At 69.8% G+C, this 16672-nt stretch carries 13 protein-coding genes; 3 read left to right on the top strand and 10 right to left on the bottom strand.

The annotated features are described in order from the left end of the window. Positions 1-28 precede the first annotated feature (28 nt). Positions 29-652, bottom strand: coding sequence for a TetR/AcrR family transcriptional regulator (locus tag ACIF83_RS34490; RefSeq protein WP_393480977.1), 624 nt, complete (start codon positions 650-652; stop codon positions 29-31). Positions 653-837: 185 nt separating this feature from the next. Here ACIF83_RS34490 and ACIF83_RS34485 point away from each other — a divergent pair, with 185 nt between their 5' ends. After that, positions 838-2385, top strand: coding sequence for an MFS transporter (locus ACIF83_RS34485; protein ID WP_399732834.1), 1548 nt, complete (start codon positions 838-840; stop codon positions 2383-2385). Between the two features lie 170 nt (positions 2386-2555). Here the strand turns inward: ACIF83_RS34485 and ACIF83_RS34480 are convergent, their stop codons facing one another. The 3 genes from ACIF83_RS34480 to ACIF83_RS34470 form a co-directional block, all read right to left on the bottom strand. Then, on the bottom strand, positions 2556-3461 hold the full coding sequence (locus tag ACIF83_RS34480; RefSeq protein ID WP_399732831.1) for an ADP-ribosylglycohydrolase family protein: 906 nt from the start codon (positions 3459-3461) through the stop codon (positions 2556-2558). Between the two features lie 12 nt (positions 3462-3473). Then, the gene (locus tag ACIF83_RS34475; protein ID WP_399732828.1) at positions 3474-4133 is read right to left on the bottom strand and encodes a histidine phosphatase family protein; all 660 of its coding nucleotides are present in this window, start codon (positions 4131-4133) and stop codon (positions 3474-3476) included. 128 nt (positions 4134-4261) lie between these two features. Continuing rightward, positions 4262-4867, bottom strand: coding sequence for a YdbC family protein (locus ACIF83_RS34470; RefSeq protein ID WP_393480968.1), 606 nt, complete (start codon positions 4865-4867; stop codon positions 4262-4264). 114 nt (positions 4868-4981) lie between these two features. Here ACIF83_RS34470 and ACIF83_RS34465 point away from each other — a divergent pair, with 114 nt between their 5' ends. Next, entirely contained in the window at positions 4982-5554 is a 573-nt protein-coding gene (locus tag ACIF83_RS34465; protein WP_399732825.1) for a TerD family protein, read from the top strand. A 3-nt stretch (positions 5555-5557) separates the two neighbouring features. Here ACIF83_RS34465 and ACIF83_RS34460 read toward each other — a convergent pair whose 3' ends face one another. The 3 genes from ACIF83_RS34460 to nrdR form a co-directional block, all read right to left on the bottom strand. Beyond that, on the bottom strand, positions 5558-6346 hold the full coding sequence (locus tag ACIF83_RS34460; RefSeq protein WP_399732822.1) for a DUF2785 domain-containing protein: 789 nt from the start codon (positions 6344-6346) through the stop codon (positions 5558-5560). Positions 6347-6449: 103 nt separating this feature from the next. Continuing rightward, positions 6450-9350 carry a vitamin B12-dependent ribonucleotide reductase gene (locus tag ACIF83_RS34455; protein ID WP_393480960.1) on the bottom strand — a complete coding sequence of 967 codons (2901 nt, stop codon included), beginning with the start codon at positions 9348-9350 and terminating at the stop codon, positions 6450-6452. Positions 9351-9512: 162 nt separating this feature from the next. Beyond that, complete coding sequence (gene nrdR / locus ACIF83_RS34450; protein ID WP_393480957.1) at positions 9513-10064, bottom strand: transcriptional regulator NrdR; 552 nt, start codon at positions 10062-10064, stop codon at positions 9513-9515. A 564-nt stretch (positions 10065-10628) separates the two neighbouring features. Between nrdR and lexA the strand changes: the two genes are divergently transcribed. After that, positions 10629-11408 (top strand): transcriptional repressor LexA, encoded by a 780-nt coding sequence (gene lexA, locus ACIF83_RS34445; protein ID WP_094216449.1) that lies wholly within the window; start codon positions 10629-10631, stop codon positions 11406-11408. 141 nt (positions 11409-11549) lie between these two features. Here the strand turns inward: lexA and ACIF83_RS34440 are convergent, their stop codons facing one another. From ACIF83_RS34440 to ACIF83_RS34430, 3 genes are all read right to left on the bottom strand, one after another. Next, positions 11550-13526, bottom strand: a complete 1977-nt coding sequence (locus ACIF83_RS34440; RefSeq protein ID WP_398141296.1) for an ATP-dependent DNA helicase — start codon at positions 13524-13526, stop codon at positions 11550-11552. A gap of 222 nt (positions 13527-13748) precedes the next feature. Next, the gene (locus tag ACIF83_RS34435) at positions 13749-14543 is read right to left on the bottom strand and encodes a GNAT family N-acetyltransferase (RefSeq protein ID WP_399732817.1); all 795 of its coding nucleotides are present in this window, start codon (positions 14541-14543) and stop codon (positions 13749-13751) included. 68 nt (positions 14544-14611) lie between these two features. Beyond that, positions 14612-16558, bottom strand: a complete 1947-nt coding sequence (locus ACIF83_RS34430; RefSeq protein WP_393480949.1) for an IucA/IucC family protein — start codon at positions 16556-16558, stop codon at positions 14612-14614. Between the last annotated feature and the right edge of the window lie 114 nt (positions 16559-16672).

Here is a 16672-nt window from a genome sequence, read left to right as displayed (position 1 = left end):
TCGGCGCGGAGGTCGCCGGCAGCCGGAATCAGGCGCCGTGCGGCCGCAGCAGCGGAAGCATCAACTGGTCGATCATCTCTTCCAGATCCCGCTCGCTCCATTCGCTTCCGCACATCTTCGATCGGTACATCATCATTGCCGGGATGGCGTCGAAGACGTAGCTGTTGGCCGCGTCGGACCGCACCTCTCCCCGCCCTATCCCCCGGGTGACGACCTCGCGCAGCAGCTTGATGGTCGGCTCGACCACACCTTCGAAGATCACGCCATGGAAGCGCTCGACCTGCGCCGGGTCGCATTCGTGAATCACTGCACGCAACGCGAAACCGGGGCGCGAGAACATGGCGTCGCGCGCTCGCCGACACAAGGCCAGCAGGTCCTCGCGCACACTGCCGAGGTCGGGCACCCCCTCGAAGCGCGGTAGTCCGGCCTCGAGTGCGTCGGCGACCAGATCCTCCTTGGAGGGCCAGCGACGATAGACAGCGGCCTTGCCGGTCTGCGCGCCGGCCGCGACACCCTCCATCGTCAGGCCGTTCCAGCCGACCGTACTGAGCTGCTCCAGAGCGGCGTCCAGGATCGCGCGCTCGAGCACCGCACCGCGCCGACGAGGGGAAGCCGCCTGAGCAGGGGCGGCCGTCCAGCGCGAGGTAACCATCTGAGTTTCTCCAGCAGGCAAGGGGAAGCGGGGGTTTCGGGGCGGGGCTGCGTCGCGCCGCAGCAAGGGGGACGCGATGCGCGACACAGGATTAAGTGAACGCTTGCGTTCACTGTTGGGGACTCACTACCGTTGACGCGACAGTGAACGCGAGCGTTCACTAAAGCCTTTGTGGGGGACCCATAGTGACAACCTCTCAGCTCATCCAGGAACAGAAACCAGGAGCGGCCCGCCGGGAGGGGCATCCCGGCATAGCGCTCACCGTCATCGCGGCCTGCCAACTCATGGTGGTGCTCGACGCGACGATTGTGAACATCGCGCTCCCGCACATTCAGGACGCGCTCAAGTTCAGCACCACGGACCTCACTTGGGTGGTCAGCGCCTACACGCTCACCTTCGGCGGTCTGCTGCTCCTCGGCGCGCGGGCCGGTGACATCCTCGGCCGGCGCCGGGTGTTCATGACCGGCATCCTGCTGTTCACCTTCGCCTCGCTGCTGGGCGGCCTGGCCCAGGAACCCTGGCAGCTGCTGGCCGCACGCGCCCTGCAGGGTGTGGGAGGCGCGATCGCATCGCCCACGTCGCTCGCGTTGATCACCACCACCTTCCCCGAAGGTCCCGAGCGCAACCGGGCGTTCGGCGTGTTCGCCGCGGTGTCGGCGGGCGGCGGTGCCATCGGCCTGCTCGCGGGCGGCATGCTGACCGACTGGCTCGACTGGCGGTGGGTGCTCTTCGTCAACGTGCCCATCGGCGTGCTGATCGCCGCACTCGCTCCGCTGTACATCAGCGAGTCCCAGCGGCACCCGGGACGGTTCGACATCGCGGGAGCGCTTACGTCGACGGCAGGCATGGCCTCGCTGGTGTACGGGTTCATCCGCGCCTCGGAGGACGGTTGGCGGGACGGGCTCACGCTCGGCTCGTTCTGCGCGGCGGTGGTGCTTCTGCTGGCCTTCGTCTTCACCGAGTTGCGGGCGAAGGAACCGATCACCCCCCTCAAGATGTTCCGCGACCGCAACCGCTCGGGCACCTACGTGGTCATGCTGAGCCTGGCAGCGGCGATGTTCGGCATGTTCTTCTACATCGTGCTGTTCGTCCAGAACGTGCTCGGCTACAGCCCGATCGAGGCCGGTCTGGCCTTCCTCCCCGTGACGGTCGCCATCGCGGTCGGCGCGGGTCTGTCGCAGCGGTTCCTGCCCACGCTCGGCCCCAAGCCGTTCATGATGACCGGCTCGGCGCTCGTGGCGATCGGGCTGTTCTGGCAGACCTTCATCACCCCTGACAGCTCCTACGTCGGCGGGGTCCTGGGCCCGATGCTGGTCTTCGGCTTCGGCATGGGCCTGAACTTCGTGACGGTCACGGTCACGGCGGTCTCCGGTGTCGCCCAGCACGAGGCGGGTGCGGCCTCCGGGCTGCTCAACGCCACGCAGCAGGTCGGCGGCTCGCTGGGCCTGTCCATCCTGACCACCGTCTTCGGCTCGGCGAGCACGGACGAGGCGAAGAAGCAGCTGCCGAAGTTCCTCGCGCAGGGCACACCGGAACAGAAGGCGCAGTTCGCCAAGACGCACCAGCTGCCCGCGCCCTGGGGAAGCGAGGTGCTCGCCCACGGCATCTCGATCGCCTTCGTCCCGGCCGTGGCGATGGCCGGACTCGCGTTCCTCACCGCCTGGATGGCGATCAAGGTCCGCAGGAGCGACCTCGAAGCCCTCGCGGGGACGGCGGGTCCGGGAATGGGCTGACCCCAGCACAACGATGACCGGCACTGCCCACACCCTCCTCACCATGGTCCGCCGCCTGCCCGAGCCGAGCCCTCGTCCGGCCCGATGCGGGCGGCGGATACCGGGACAACGGACGACAGTCACGCAGAGTTCCCGGTAGACACGGAGAGTCCCAGAGGTCGGAACGGGCCTCAGAGACCTGCGGGCACCCAGTCCGGCAGCACCTCGGTCCGCTCCACCCACTCCGCGGGCGGCGCCCCCGCCTTGCCGGAGGCGAGCACACCACCCACGATCGCGCAGGTGGTGTCCACGTCCCCGCCCACCTGCGCGGTCGTCCAGAACGCCGTCTCGAAGTCGGCGAGGGACCGCGCCGCGGACCAGAGCGCGAAGGGGACGGTGTCATGGGCGCTCGTACGGCGTCCGCACCCCAGAACGGCAGCGACCGTGCCCGCGTCGCCGTAGTCGAGCATGTCCCGGGCACGGCGCAGCCCGGCGCCGACTGCGCTCTTCGGCACCAGGGCGATGACGCCGTCGAGGAGTGCCTCGGGGCTGGGCGGGCCGTCGGGCGAGGCAGCCAGCGAGGCGGCGGCCGCGACAGCCATCGCGCCGACCACGGCCTCACGGTGCTGATGCGTGGGATAGGCCGAGATCTCTGCCTGGTGGGTCGCCTGCTCCGGATCGTCCGCGTACCAGGCGCCCAGGGGCGCGATACGCATCGCGGCGCCGTTGCCCCAGGAGCCCTGTCCGTTGAAGAGGCCCGCGGCCAGCTCACGCCAGTCCTGACCCTCCCGGACGAGGCGGAGCAGCCGGTTGACGGCAGGGCCGTAGCCGCGGTCGAAGTCGTGGTGCTCGGCGAAGGATCGGGCCAGTGCGTCCTGGTCGAGGCGCTGGTGGGCGGCCAGGACGGCCACCACCGAGCAGGCCATTTCCGTGTCGTCGGTCCACTGCCAGCGGCCCACGGGCGTCTCACGGCTCTTGAGCAGGGGGTAGTTCACCGGAACGAAGAACTGCGAGCCCAGCGCGTCCCCCACCGCAAGTCCGCGCAGGCTGGCCAGGGCGCGCTCCAGGCGCCGGAGAGAAGAGGAGTCAGCGGTCATCGCCCTGCCACTCTATCCGGTGACCCAGTACGGCACTGGGTCCCGCCAGCGCTCGAAGGGCCGGTCGAGGGTGTACTTGTCATCATCCCCGAGAACGAGCATCCGCATCTCGGCGTTCCCGGGGTTGGACAGCGACTCGAATTCCGCGACCGTCCAGTGGAACCAGCGCATGCAGAACAGCCGCATCGCGAGTCCGTGGGTCACCAGGAGCACGTTCGGCGGATGGTCGGGGGCCTCGAAGCTGCGGAACAGGCTCTCCAGGAAGCCGCCGACCCGGTCGTACACGTCGGCGCCGGACTCCCCCTGCGGGAAACGGAAGAAGAAGTGGCCGTACGCGTCCCGGTACGCCTTCTGCAGGCGTACGTCGTCGCGGTCCTGCCAGTTGCCCCAGTCCTGCTCGCGCAGCCTGGGTTCCTCCCGCACCCGTATGAGGTCGGGGTCGAGGTGGAAGGCGCGCAGGGTCTCGAGCGTACGGCGGTACGGGGAGACGTACACACTCACGCGTTCCCGGCCGAACAGTTCCCGGAGCGTCTTGCCGGTCTCCTCGGCCTGCCGCCAGCCGCGTTCGGTCAGCGCGAGAGCGTGGTCGGGCTCCCGCTCGTAGACGGAGTCATCAACATTGCCCGTTGACTCGCCGTGCCGGACAAGGACGATGCGCCGTGGTCGTGCCATGCCAAAACCCTAGATCGTGCCGGGGACGGTCGAGCACTCGAACGGGCCCCATACGGCGTAGGTCACACGAATCCTGCGTATGGAACCGCTCCCGGCACGCGATTCATGCGTTGGATTTTCCAACCGACTCAGACCGTCCAGGACGGTTCCAGCTCCACGATGTCACCGGAGAGAGCCGCGATGTCCGCCTCCGTCTGGGCGCGCAGGGCGAGGCGCTCCACCCGCTCGGTGCGGTACTTGCCGTGCTCGGCCGCCGACCGCCACATGGACAGGACCATGAACTCGTGCTCAGGGGCCTCGGCGAACATGCCCCGGATCATGCCGGGCGAGCCGGCCATCGCGGGGTTCCAGACCTTCTCCTGCATGAGCGTGAAGTGTTCGACGCGCTCCTCGTGCACCCGGCAGAGGGCCACACGGATCAGATCCGAGTCGGTGAACCGGGGCTCGAAGCCGGTCTTCACGTCGAAGCGGTACTCGAACAGCTTGACCTGGGCGTCCTTGAACGTGCCGGACTGGGCGGCCGCCAGGCGGTCGTGGGAGCGGGCCATGAAGGAGTCGTAGAAGGCGCGGCTCTCCCAGAAGGCGAAGATGTGCGCCACTCCCGGCCGCTGCCGGCTCCAGCCGCCACCTTGCCCCCGAAACCCCGGCTCCCCCAGAAGCCCCGCCCATTTCCGCTGCCCCCGCTCGAAGCCGCGGCGGTCCACCACGGTGCAGCGAATCCACTTGACCAGCACCGCGCCATCGTAAGGCCACCGGGCGTGGCGTCGGTCACGCTCCGGCGGAGATCGCCCGCGCATACGCCCCCGCGCGCGTGGGACGATGAACAAGGAACCCCGGCTCCACGGGAGTTGGGGAAGAAGGATCTTCAGGGGGGAAGGGGAAGCCCGGTGACCGGCTTCAGCAAGGGAAACCGCAAGATCGAGGTCGCCCTCAAGTGGGACCCCAGTCCTGCGGGTCAGCCGCCCACAGACCTCGACGTCGTCGCCGCGACCTTCGTGTCCGGTGACCCGTACGGAACTCCGGCCTATCTGGTGCACTACGACAGCCGCTCGCCGGACGGCACGATCTTCCTCAACCGGGACAGCACGGACGGCAAGGGATTCGGCTGGGACGAGGTCATGACGCTCGAACTGGACCGGCTCGACAGCCGGTACACGCGCGTGGTGATCGGTGTCGTCATCCAACAGCAGTCCGGGCCCAGGACGTTCGTCAACGTGCTCAATCCGGCCATGCGCGTCCGCGAGGGCTACACCGTGCTCGCCGAGGACGACTTCGGCTCGGTCCTCGGGGCCACGGCGGCCACGATCGCCGAGTTCGTGCGGGACGAGTCCGGCGGGTGGAACTTCCGCGCCGGAGTCCACGGCTTCGACGAGGATCCGGCCACCTTCACCCGGGTCATGGGCAGGGCGAACCGGCCCTGACGCTCAGGCCGTGTAGGGGGCCACGATCGCGAGGGTCCGGGCCAGTTCCTCCAGGACGGCCTCGCGGTGGGTGGGCGAGCGCGGCGGCTCGTCCGTGTTGCGCCTGCTCAGCCCCCGGTCGGCCAGAACGTAGAGCATCCGCAGGGTGCGCATGGCGTTGGAGGCCCAGGCCGGCACCGGGCCGGGCTCGCCGGTCCGGAAGGCCGCCGCGACCGGGGCCAGCCAGCGCACCGAGTCGGCCTCGGTGAGGGCGGGGTGGCCGAGGATCTGCGCGAGCGCGTAGGCGAGGCGGTCGTCCTCCTGCGCGTCGAAGAGGTGATCCGTGGGCGTCAGCAATCGGGCCGTGGCCAACTCGGCGAGCGGCTGGGGTGGCTGGCCGGGGTGCCGGGCGAGAACCGCCAGGAGGTCCGCTCCGTGGGCGACGGCGTGCACCCAGCCCAGGTCCGGGTCATGACCGCGCAGATCCGTCTCCGTGGGGTACCAGTCCGCGAAGGCGTCCCACCACTGCGGCCGCCAGTCGCCGGCCTCCACGATCCGGGCCAGCACGAGCGGCGCGAAGCTGCGTGCCTGCACGGCCCGGTCCTTCAGATGAAGGGTCATACGGTCGCCGAGCCGGCCGCGCTCCCCGGAGCGGAGCGCGGGTATCCAGCGGACGGCCGCGAGGTAGGCGCCGTCGTCGCGCACCACGGGATCGGGTGAACGAAGGCCCTCGGCCAGGGCGTCGAGGGCCATGGCCCGGTCCGCCTCGGAGAGGTCGCTGATGTCGGCGTCGTACCGCTCGGGTGTGGTCATGATCGGAGGCTACGGCGCCCCGCGCACCCCGGAGAGACAACCGCAAAAGTAAGGGGGCGCCGACCCGTGGCCGGCGCCCCCTTACCTCAGGAACCGCGTGTCATCAGCTGCAGCCGCTGGTCGAGCCGCAGCCCTCGCAGATGTAGCAGGAGCCGGCGCGCTGCATCCTCGTGCCGCAGGAGAAGCACAGCGGGGCGTCGGCCTGGATGCCCAGCTGCATCTCCACCAGCTCGGCGCTGGTGTGCGCCTGCTTCGGGGCGGGCTTGGCCACCTCGACCTCGGCCTTCGGGGTGGCGACGGCCTTCAGCTCCTGGGCGCGCGGCGCCGACTGGGCCAGGCCCTCGACGTCGACCTCGTCATCGTCGATGGACTGCTCGTATGAGCCGGTCTCCAGGTGACGCTGACGCTCCTCGGCGGAGTGGATACCGAGCGCGGAGCGCGTCTCGAAGGGCAGGAAGTCCAGCGCCAGGCGGCGGAAGATGTAGTCGACGATCGACTGCGCCATCCGCACGTCCGGGTCGTCCGTCATACCGGCCGGCTCGAAGCGCATGTTCGTGAACTTCGAGACGTACGTCTCCAGCGGCACGCCGTACTGGAGGCCGACGGAGACCGCGATGGAGAAGGCGTCCATCATGCCCGCGAGAGTCGAGCCCTGCTTGGACATCTTCAGGAAGACCTCGCCGAGACCGTCGTCCGGGTAGGAGTTGGCGGTCATGTAGCCCTCGGCGCCACCGACCGTGAAGGACGTGGTGATGCCCGGGCGACCCTTGGGGAGACGCTTGCGGACCGGGCGGTACTCGACCACCTTCTCGACCGCGGTACGGATGGTCTCCTCGGCCTTCTCGGTGATCTCGGCCTTCTCGTCCTCCTTCTTCTTGGCGGAGAGCGGCTGGCCGACCTTGCAGTTGTCGCGGTAGATCGCGAGCGCCTTGACGCCGAGCTTCCAGGCCTCGTAGTAGATCTCCTCGACCTCCTCGACGGTCGCCGTCTCCGGCATGTTGACCGTCTTGGAGATGGCGCCGGAGATCCAGGGCTGGATCGCGGCCATCATGCGGACGTGGCCCATCGGGGAGATGGCGCGCTCGCCCATGGCGCAGTCGAAGACCTCGTAGTGCTCGTGCTTGAGGCCGGGGGCGTCGATCACGTTGCCGTGCTCGGCGATGTGGGCGACGATCGCCTCGATCTGCTCCTCCTGGTAACCCAGGCGGCGCAGGGCCTGCGGGACGGTGCCGTTGACGATCTGCATCGAGCCGCCGCCGACGAGCTTCTTGAACTTCACCAGCGCGAGGTCGGGCTCGACACCGGTGGTGTCGCAGGACATCGCCAGACCGATGGTGCCGGTCGGGGCGAGGACGGACGCCTGGGAGTTACGGAAACCGTTCTGCTCGCCGAGGCGCAGCACGTCCTGCCAGGCCTCCGTGGCGGCGGCCCACACCGGAGTGTCCAGGTCGTCCATGCGGACGGCCACACCGTTGGCGTCGGCGTGCTGCTTCATGACGCGCTTGTGGGCGTCGGCGTTGCGGGCGTAGCCGTCGTACGGGCCGACGACCGCGGCCAGCTCGGAGGAGCGGCGGTAGGCCGTACCCGTCATCAGGGAGGTGATGGCGCCGGCCAGGGCGCGACCGCCGTCCGAGTCGTACGCGTGGCCGGTCGCCATCAGCAGGGCGCCGAGGTTGGCGTAGCCGATGCCGAGCTGGCGGAAGGCGCGGGTGTTCTCGCCGATCTTCTGGGTCGGGAAGTCCGCGAAGCAGATCGAGATGTCCATCGCGGTGATGACCAGCTCGACGACCTTCTGGAAGCGCTCGGTGTCGAAGGACTGGCTGCCCTTGCCGTCGTCCTTGAGGAACTTCATCAGGTTCAGCGAGGCCAGGTTGCAGGACGTGTTGTCCAGGTGCATGTACTCGCTGCAGGGGTTCGAGCCGTTGATCCGGCCGGACTCCGGGCAGGTGTGCCAGTGGTTGATGGTGTCGTCGTACTGGATGCCCGGGTCGGCGCAGGCCCAGGCGGCCTCGGCCATCTTCCGGAACAGGGACTTGGCGTCGATCTCCTCGATGACCTCGCCGGTCATGCGCCCACGCAGACCGAACTTGCCGCCCTGCTCGACCGCCTTCATGAACTCGTCGTTCACACGGACCGAGTTGTTGGCGTTCTGGTACTGGACGGAGGTGATGTCGTCGCCACCGAGGTCCATGTCGAAGCCCGCGTCACGCAGGGCGCGGATCTTCTCCTCTTCCTTGACCTTGGTCTCGATGAAGTCCTCGACGTCGGGGTGGTCGACGTCCAGGATGACCATCTTGGCGGCCCGACGGGTGGCGCCACCGGACTTGATGGTGCCGGCGGAGGCGTCGGCGCCACGCATGAAGGAGACCGGGCCGGAGGCGTTGCCGCCGGAGGACAGCAGCTCCTTGGAGGAGCGGATGCGGGAGAGGTTCAGGCCGGCGCCGGAGCCGCCCTTGAAGATCATGCCCTCTTCCTTGTACCAGTCGAGGATCGACTCCATGGAGTCGTCGACGGACAGGATGAAGCAGGCGGAGACCTGCTGGGGCTGCGGGGTTCCGACGTTGAACCAGACGGGGCTGTTGAAGCTGAAGATCTGGTGCAGGAGGGCGTACGCCAGCTCGTGCTCGAAGATCTCGGCGTCGGCGGGCGAGGCGAAGTACTTGTGGTCCTCACCGGCCTTCCGGTACGTCTTCACGATGCGGTCGATCAGCTGCTTGAGGCTGACCTCGCGCTGCGGGGTGCCGACGGCACCGCGGAAGTACTTGCTGGTGACGATGTTGACCGCGTTCACCGACCAGAAGTCGGGGAACTCGACGCCACGCTGCTCGAAGTTGACCGAGCCGTCGCGCCAGTTGGTCATGACGACGTCACGGCGCGCCCACTCGACCTCGTCGTACGGGTGTACTCCGGGGGTGGTGTGGATGCGCTCGATACGCAGCCCCTTGGTGGCCTTGGCGCCCTTCGCTCGGGAACCTCGTGCCGGACCGCTCGCCGTCTCTGTCATGCCGCCTCCCTCTACGGGCTAAAACGCCCTGAAGTGCCACGATGTTCCCGTGACACGGTGTTCTGTCTTGTGTTGCGGGCACCCTCAGTTCCACCCGCAACAGGTCTTGGATCGCCGCCTCCCGGCCGGAACCCGGGTCTCCGTCCGGTTCCGGCCCGCCGGTCAGTCGGCGGCGTGGGCGGGCACGGGGACCTGGGTGGTCCCTCCGGGCCCGCGATCGTCTTCCTGGCTCCCCGCTGCCGCGTCTTCGTCGTCCGCGGCGGGGCCTCGCGTCGCTTCCCTCAGCTCCGCGATGGCGGCCTCGAAGTCCTCGAGCGAGTCGAACGCCCGGTAGACGGAGGCGAATCGCAGATAAGCGACGAGGTCGAGTTCCTGCAACGGGCCGAGTATGGCCAGGCCCACGTCGTGGGTGGTCAGCTCGGCACTCCCGGTGGCTCGCACCGCCTCCTCGACCCGCTGACCCAGCTGGGCGAGTGCGTCCTCGGTGACAGGCCGTCCCTGGCACGCCTTGCGCACGCCGTTGATGACCTTGGTACGGCTGAATGGCTCGGTGACTCCGGACCGCTTGACCACCATGAGCGAACACGTCTCCACGGTCGTGAAACGACGGGAGCAGTCCGGGCACTGGCGGCGCCTGCGGATCGACGTGCCGTCGTCGGTCGTACGACTGTCGACCACGCGGCTGTCGGGGTGCCTGCAGAAGGGGCAGTGCATGATCTCCAACCCTCCTCACAGCAGACTAAACAGCCCCCAGAGGCCTCAGGGGCCTCTCGAAGCAGCCCCAAGCATAGGCGATCGCGGAGGCCTCTCAGACCCGGGGGACCACAACTTGTGGGCTGCTGTAGCAATCCAACCACTAGATGTGGGGCTTGGCTGATACATCGACAGCTCGCGCGTGTCGCGGACGTGCACACCCGTACGGCCCAGTCGCCCCGCCACCTGTGAAAACACGCGCGCACGGACGTACCGCAAGGACACTTGCGGAGATAGCGTGGGCGCCGCACGGAGGACGCGTAGGACTCCGGCACAGAACGGACCCGGATCCCGGTTGACGGGGCTCCGGGTGGCAGACTGGGGAAGCAACCCACGAGGTGATCCACCCCGGCGGTGAAGCGTACAACAATGGGCGCTTTTGTCTGCCAGAGGTCGCGTTAGCCATACACCCGGACACATGATCGCGTCAGGCGAATCGCACTTTTTCACTCGAACGTGTGTTTGGCGCAACCTTTCGAAAGCAACTACCGTTGTCCAGCAGGGAGACCATCGAGAGGGGCCGACGTGACCACCACCGCAGACAGTGCCACCATCACTGCCCAGGACCGCTCCCAGGGCCGAGTCGAGCCGGTACATGCGATGAACGAAGCCACGAATCCCGAGGGGCACAAGCGCTCCCTGCCTGGCCGACCTCCAGGCATCCGGGCGGACAGCTCCGGACTCACCGACCGGCAGCGCCGGGTGATCGAGGTCATCAGGGACTCCGTGCAGCGGCGCGGTTACCCGCCGTCGATGCGCGAGATCGGCCAGGCCGTCGGGCTCTCCAGCACGTCCTCGGTCGCGCACCAGCTGATGGCGCTGGAGCGCAAGGGCTTCCTTCGCCGCGACCCGCACCGCCCGCGCGCCTACGAGGTGCGCGGCTCCGACCAGGCCGTGACCGTGCAGCCCACGGACACCGCCGGCAAGCCCGCGGCGTCGTACGTCCCGCTGGTCGGCCGTATCGCCGCCGGTGGCCCGATCCTCGCGGAGGAGTCGGTGGAGGATGTGTTCCCCCTCCCCCGGCAGCTCGTCGGTGACGGCGAACTGTTCGTCCTCAAGGTCGTCGGCGACTCCATGATCGAGGCCGCTATCTGTGACGGCGACTGGGTCACCGTCCGCCGCCAGCCCGTCGCCGAGAACGGCGACATCGTGGCGGCCATGCTCGAGGGCGAAGCCACCGTCAAGCGCTTCAAGCGCGAGGACGGCCATGTCTGGCTCCTCCCGCACAACTCGGCCTACGAGCCGATTCCCGGCGACGACGCGACCATCCTCGGCAAGGTCGTCGCCGTGCTGCGGCGCGTGTGACCGCTGCGGCGGACGGGCCGGGCGGCCCGCTCCCTGACCGGGCCCCGGAACCCCTGCGCCGGTTCCGGGGCCCTGTGCGTTCGGCTCAGCCCAGAGCCGCCGTACAGCCCACCTGGGCTCAACGGCCCAGGTGGGAGACGTTCACTGGGCTTCTGCCTGCTGCGCGGCCGCGTCGATCGCCGCGAGCGACCTGCGCACCTGGTTGCGGTCCGTGGTGTACCAGAAGTCGGGCAGTGACGTCTTGAGGTAGCCGCCGTACCGCGCGGTGGCGAGCCGCTGGTCGAGTACGGCGACCACACCGCGGTCCCCGGACGCCCGCACGAGGCGGCCGGCGCCCTGGGCCATGAGCAGGGCGGCATGCGTCGCGGCCACCGCCATGAAGCCGTTGCCGCCCGCCTCCTCCACCGCCTTCTGGCGGGCGCTCATCAGCGGGTCGTCAGGGCGCGGGAACGGGATCTTGTCCATGACGACCAGCTGGCAGCTGGGGCCCGGGACGTCGACGCCCTGCCACAGCGACAGCGTGCCGAAGAGACAGGTCCTGGGGTCGGCCGCGAAGTTCTTGATCAGCTCGCCGAGGGTCTCCTCGCCCTGGAGCAGGATCGGGAACTCGGGGATACGGGAGCGCAGCTCCTCGGCGGCGAGCTGGGCGGCCCGCATCGACGAGAACAGTCCGAGGGTGCGGCCGCCGGCCGCCTGGATCAGCTCGGTCAGCTCGTCGAGCATGTCGGTGCGCTCGCCGTCCCGTGCGGGGCGGGCGAGGTGCTTGGCGACGTAGAGGATGCCCTGCTTGCGGTAGTCGAAGGGCGAACCGACGTCGATGCCCTTCCAGGCCGGGAGATCCTCGCCCTCCACACCCTCGGGACCCAGCCCCAGGGAGGCACCCACGCCGTTGAAGTCGCCGCCCAGCTTGAGGGTCGCCGAGGCGAGGACGACGCTGCGGTCCGCGAAGAGCTTCTCCCTGAGCAGCCCGGAAACCGACATGGGGGCGACACACAGGGAGGCACCGAACCGGTCGTGGCGCTCGTACCAGACGACGTCCCACTCGGAGCCGTTCACGACCCGCTCCGCCACGTCGTGGACCGTCTCCACCGAGGCCAGCGCCTGCTTACGGACCGCGTCCTCGTCCTGGACGGACTTGTCGCGGGTCGCGCCGATCGCGGAGATGACCGTGCGGGCCGCGTCCCGCAGCGCCATCAGGGCATAGCCGAGGTCTTCCGGGATCTCCTCCAGACGGCCCGGCAGGGCCAGCTCCATCACCCGCTCGAAGCCCTCGGCGGCGGTCTGGAGCTGGTCGGCGGCCTTCTCGTTGACGAGCTTGGCTGCTCGGCGCACGGCACGGTTGACCTGGCCGGGCGTGAGTTCGCCGGTCGCGACGCCGGTGACGCGGGAGACCAGCTCGTGAGCCTCGTCGACGATCAGCACCTCGTGCTGCGGGAGTACCGGCGCGCCCTCGATGGCGTCGATGGCCAGGAGCGCGTGGTTGGTGACGACGACCTCGGCGAGCTTGGCACGCTCGCGGGCCATCTCCGCGAAGCACTCGGCGCCGTAGGCACACTTCGACGCGCCCAGGCACTCCCGCGACGACACCGACACCTGGGACCAGGCACGGTCGGAGACGCCCGGCGTGAGGTCGTCCCGGTCGCCGGTCTCGGTCTCGTCGGCCCAGTCCCGCAGGCGCAGCAGGTCCTGGCCCAGCTTGCTGCTGGGCGCGGCGGCCTCGAACTGGTCGAAGAGTCCGTCCTCCTCGTCCTGCGGCACGCCCTCGTGCAGGCGGTGCAGGCACAGGTAGTTCGACCTGCCCTTGAGCATGGCGAACTCCGGGCGGCGGCGCAGCAGCGGGTGCAGGGCGTCGACGGTGCGGGGCAGGTCCCGTTCCACGAGCTGGCGTTGCAGCGCGAGCGTGGCCGTGGCGACGACCACACGCTCCCCGTGCGCGAGCGCGGGCACGAGATAGCCCAGCGACTTTCCGGTGCCGGTGCCGGCCTGGACCAGCAGATGGGATCCGTCGTCGATCGCCTCGGCGACCGATTCGGCCATGGCCACCTGGCCGGGGCGCTCCGTGCCGCCGACGGCTGCGACAGCGGCATGCAGGAGTTCGGGGAGTGAGGGCTTCGTCATAGCCCGACCACCCTACGGCCCGGCACTGACAAACGGGCGATCAAGGCTGGTACGAGGGGTGGGATCACGGCCGGGGCTCCTGGGACGGGACGGGACGGGATCGGGGGCGGGGGCGGGCGGCGCGTCCGGCTCGTTCGGCGGGGCTCCGAAATTCGTTCCGGGCGAGCGGGAACCACAGCGGCCCGCCGGACGTACAACATGTGAACGCGCAGTCACGCGGCGTTACATCAGACCGCGCAGGACTCGGTCCCGGATCATGAGGGCGGCCCGCTTGCCGGGCAGGTCGACCTCGGCCGCGAACCGAAAGCCTGCGCTCAGGAAGGCGGCCACGGAGGGGGTGTTGCTCAGATCGGGCTCCGCGACGACACGAGCGCAGGCGGGACGACGGTCGAGGACCAGATCGGCCATGGCTCTGAGCAGGGCGGATCCCAGTCCGCGCCCTCGGTCGGCGGCGCCACCGATGAGGAGGTGGATCCCGGTGTCGTGCGGACGGGCCGGGTAGTGGCGGGCCAGCGGATCCAGGTCCGCCCGGTAGATCTCCCAGTAGCTCATGGGGGTGCCGTCCAGCACGCCCAGACAGGGAGTGCTGCGTCCGTCGCCGTCGATCTGGGCGCGCAGGTGGCTCTCCGTCTGGTTGTGGGCCCCGGCCAGCTCCCAGAACGGGGCGACGGCGGGGTCGTTCATCCAGCGTCGGACGAGCGGCAGGTCATGTTCGAGACGCACCGGCACCAGCTGGAACACGCCCACGGGTGTGGGGGTCGGCCCCCAGGTGGGGACGTGGTCGAGCAGGTCGTCCAGGCCGTCGGCGAGGCGCGGCGCGACGAACTGGGTGACGAACTCGTCGGGCAGGCGCAGGTCCAGCGTGTCCTCGCCGTCCCCGAAGGACGCGGTGTCCCCGGCGCCCTTGTCCCAGGCGACCTCGTCCCCGGTGTCCTGGATGTCCCAGGGGACGGCGTCGCCCGGGTGGAGGGGGACGGAGCCGGGGCCGGGGCCGGCGCTCGCGTCGGTGGGAGGCACGGAGCGCTCCTCTCAGGAGACGAAGGGGGGCATGGCCCTCGGAGATGGTGGAAGGCGGTGCGGTTCGTTCAGGAGTGAAGGGGGTTGGCGATGGTGACGTAGACGGACTGGGTGTCGACCGGGCCGACGAGTTCGTCGAGGCCGTGCAGCCTGGTCAGCAGGTTGGCCTTGCAGCGCAGGACGGGTGAGTCGAGCAGGAGGCCGGGCAGCGGGGAGCGCGGGGCGACGGGGCCCGAGGCGACGTCGGTGAGGAAGCGGCGGAACGCCGCGAGGAGCAGTCGCTCGTCGGCGAGGCGCTGGGAGCCGAACGCGCCGATCAGGCCGAGCACGTTGTTGATGGCGAGGTAGTACGCGAAGCGTTCGTCGGTGACCTCGTCCGAGACGAACGTGTCACTGCGCTCGCCGATTCCGGGCAGCCGGGCATCGAGGTCGGCTCGCCGGGACTCACGGAAGTAGTAGCCCTGGTTGTCGCGGTAGCGGCCGCCGGCGGGCCAGCCTTCGCGGTCGAGCAGGAGCAGCGTGTTCTGCTGGTGGGCCTCGAGGGCGATGCCGGCCTCGCTGTCCAGCCACAGCACGGGCCGGACGACCTGTTCGAGGTAGCGCAGGAACCACTCCGCGGCGACGGCTCCGACGGGACGGCTGGTGCGGGCGGACAGCCGTGCGACGAGCTGGGCCAGTCGGGACCGGTGGGGCCAGGGACCGTGCATCGGTGCGGCGTTGGTGCCGGGTTCGGCGAGGGGCCGGGGCGAGACGAGACCGGCGACGCAGCCGGCGTCGTCGGCCGGGGCGAACGGGTTGTGCCTGATCACGACGTCGAGGCCGGGCACGGGGTGGCCGTCCGGGTCGTCGACGGCGAGCCAGGCCGGGTCGCGGACGACGTCGAACCCGGGGTGCACGGCCTGCCACTGCTTGAACAGGCCGCTGCGCAGGAGTCGGTGCACCTCGACTCCGCGATGGAGCTCTTTGCGCAGGTTGTCACGGCGGGAGTTGGTGATGCGCAGGCCCAGCGACAGCTTGAGCATCGCCGGGGCGCCGGACTGGTGGACGGTACGTACGGAGGAGGTGGGGTGCCAGTCGGAGCCGAGAGGGCCGAGGTCGCGGAGGGCGCCGGAGCCGAGCAGGGCGGCAACCGGCTCACGGTGCCGGATCTCGCGCGCCTGCCAGGGGTGCAGGGGCAGGGCGCAGTAACCGTCGGGCAGCGGCAGGGCGGTCCCGGCCAGTCTCTGTGTGAGGTGGTCGGCGGGGACGGGACGTCCTCGCTCGGTCCAGGCCGAGTCGGTGGCGAGCAGAGAGGGGGCGACAGCCATCCAGTGCAGGGGGAAGGAGCCGCGCAGCTCGGGCGAGTACAGCAGGGCCTCGGCCTCGGTCAGGCCCTCCCGGCTCTTCGGGGTCGGGTGCAGGGGGTGTCCGAGGAGAAGGGCCTGCTCGGCGCTGAGGAACAGGTCGGGCCCGTCCGCCGGGTGTGCCCGGCGGTCCCGGATGAAGATCGCGGTGCGGCGCAGGGAGTCGGCCACCCTGGCGACCAGGTCGGCGCCGTCGTCGGGGGCCGTGGGCCTTGAGGTGCTTCTGCCTTCCCCGTCCCCGGGTGTCTCCCTGGCGAGCAGCGCTGCGAGGGTGACCGCGTCGACCGGGGCGGCCGTTTCGGGGAGGCCGGCGAGACGGGGGGGCCCGAAGCGGTGCCAGCCCGTCGGGGACCAGTGGCGGATCGGTGCGATCAGGGCAGTGCCGCTGTTGGGCAGTGGAACGCGCAGGGTGTTGGTCGCGGGGGCGGCGAGGTTCGTCTCCCGTACCCAGCAGCGCAGAAGGTTCTCCACGGCGGCGGCCTGGGCTGCGGTGCGGGGGTCGGGGTCGTCCAGCGGATCGGCGCCGAGTTCTCCCGCACGTGTGCCGTCCGGGGTTCGCCTCTTCTGTGGGGGAACCGACTCGGCGAGCGGTACCGGAGAGGGCTGGGAGCCGGAGTCCCCCTGGTCGTCCGGGCTGCCGGACCTGCCGTCGGGTGTGGGGGTGGCGTTCAAGACGGCTCCTCGGGGGTGGTCTGGGGTGGGGCGGGAATGTTCTCGTTCGGTCGGGCCCGCTCGGTCGTCGTGCCGTGGGCGGTGGGGCGTCCTGGTGGCGAGGCGGTGTGGCGA

Origin of the sequence: Streptomyces sp. NPDC085866 (genome assembly GCF_044541035.1) — a bacterium.
Lineage (GTDB): Bacteria > Actinomycetota > Actinomycetes > Streptomycetales > Streptomycetaceae > Streptomyces.
Note: the sequence above shows the minus strand (reverse complement) of the source record. Positions and strands in the feature narration are given on the sequence as shown.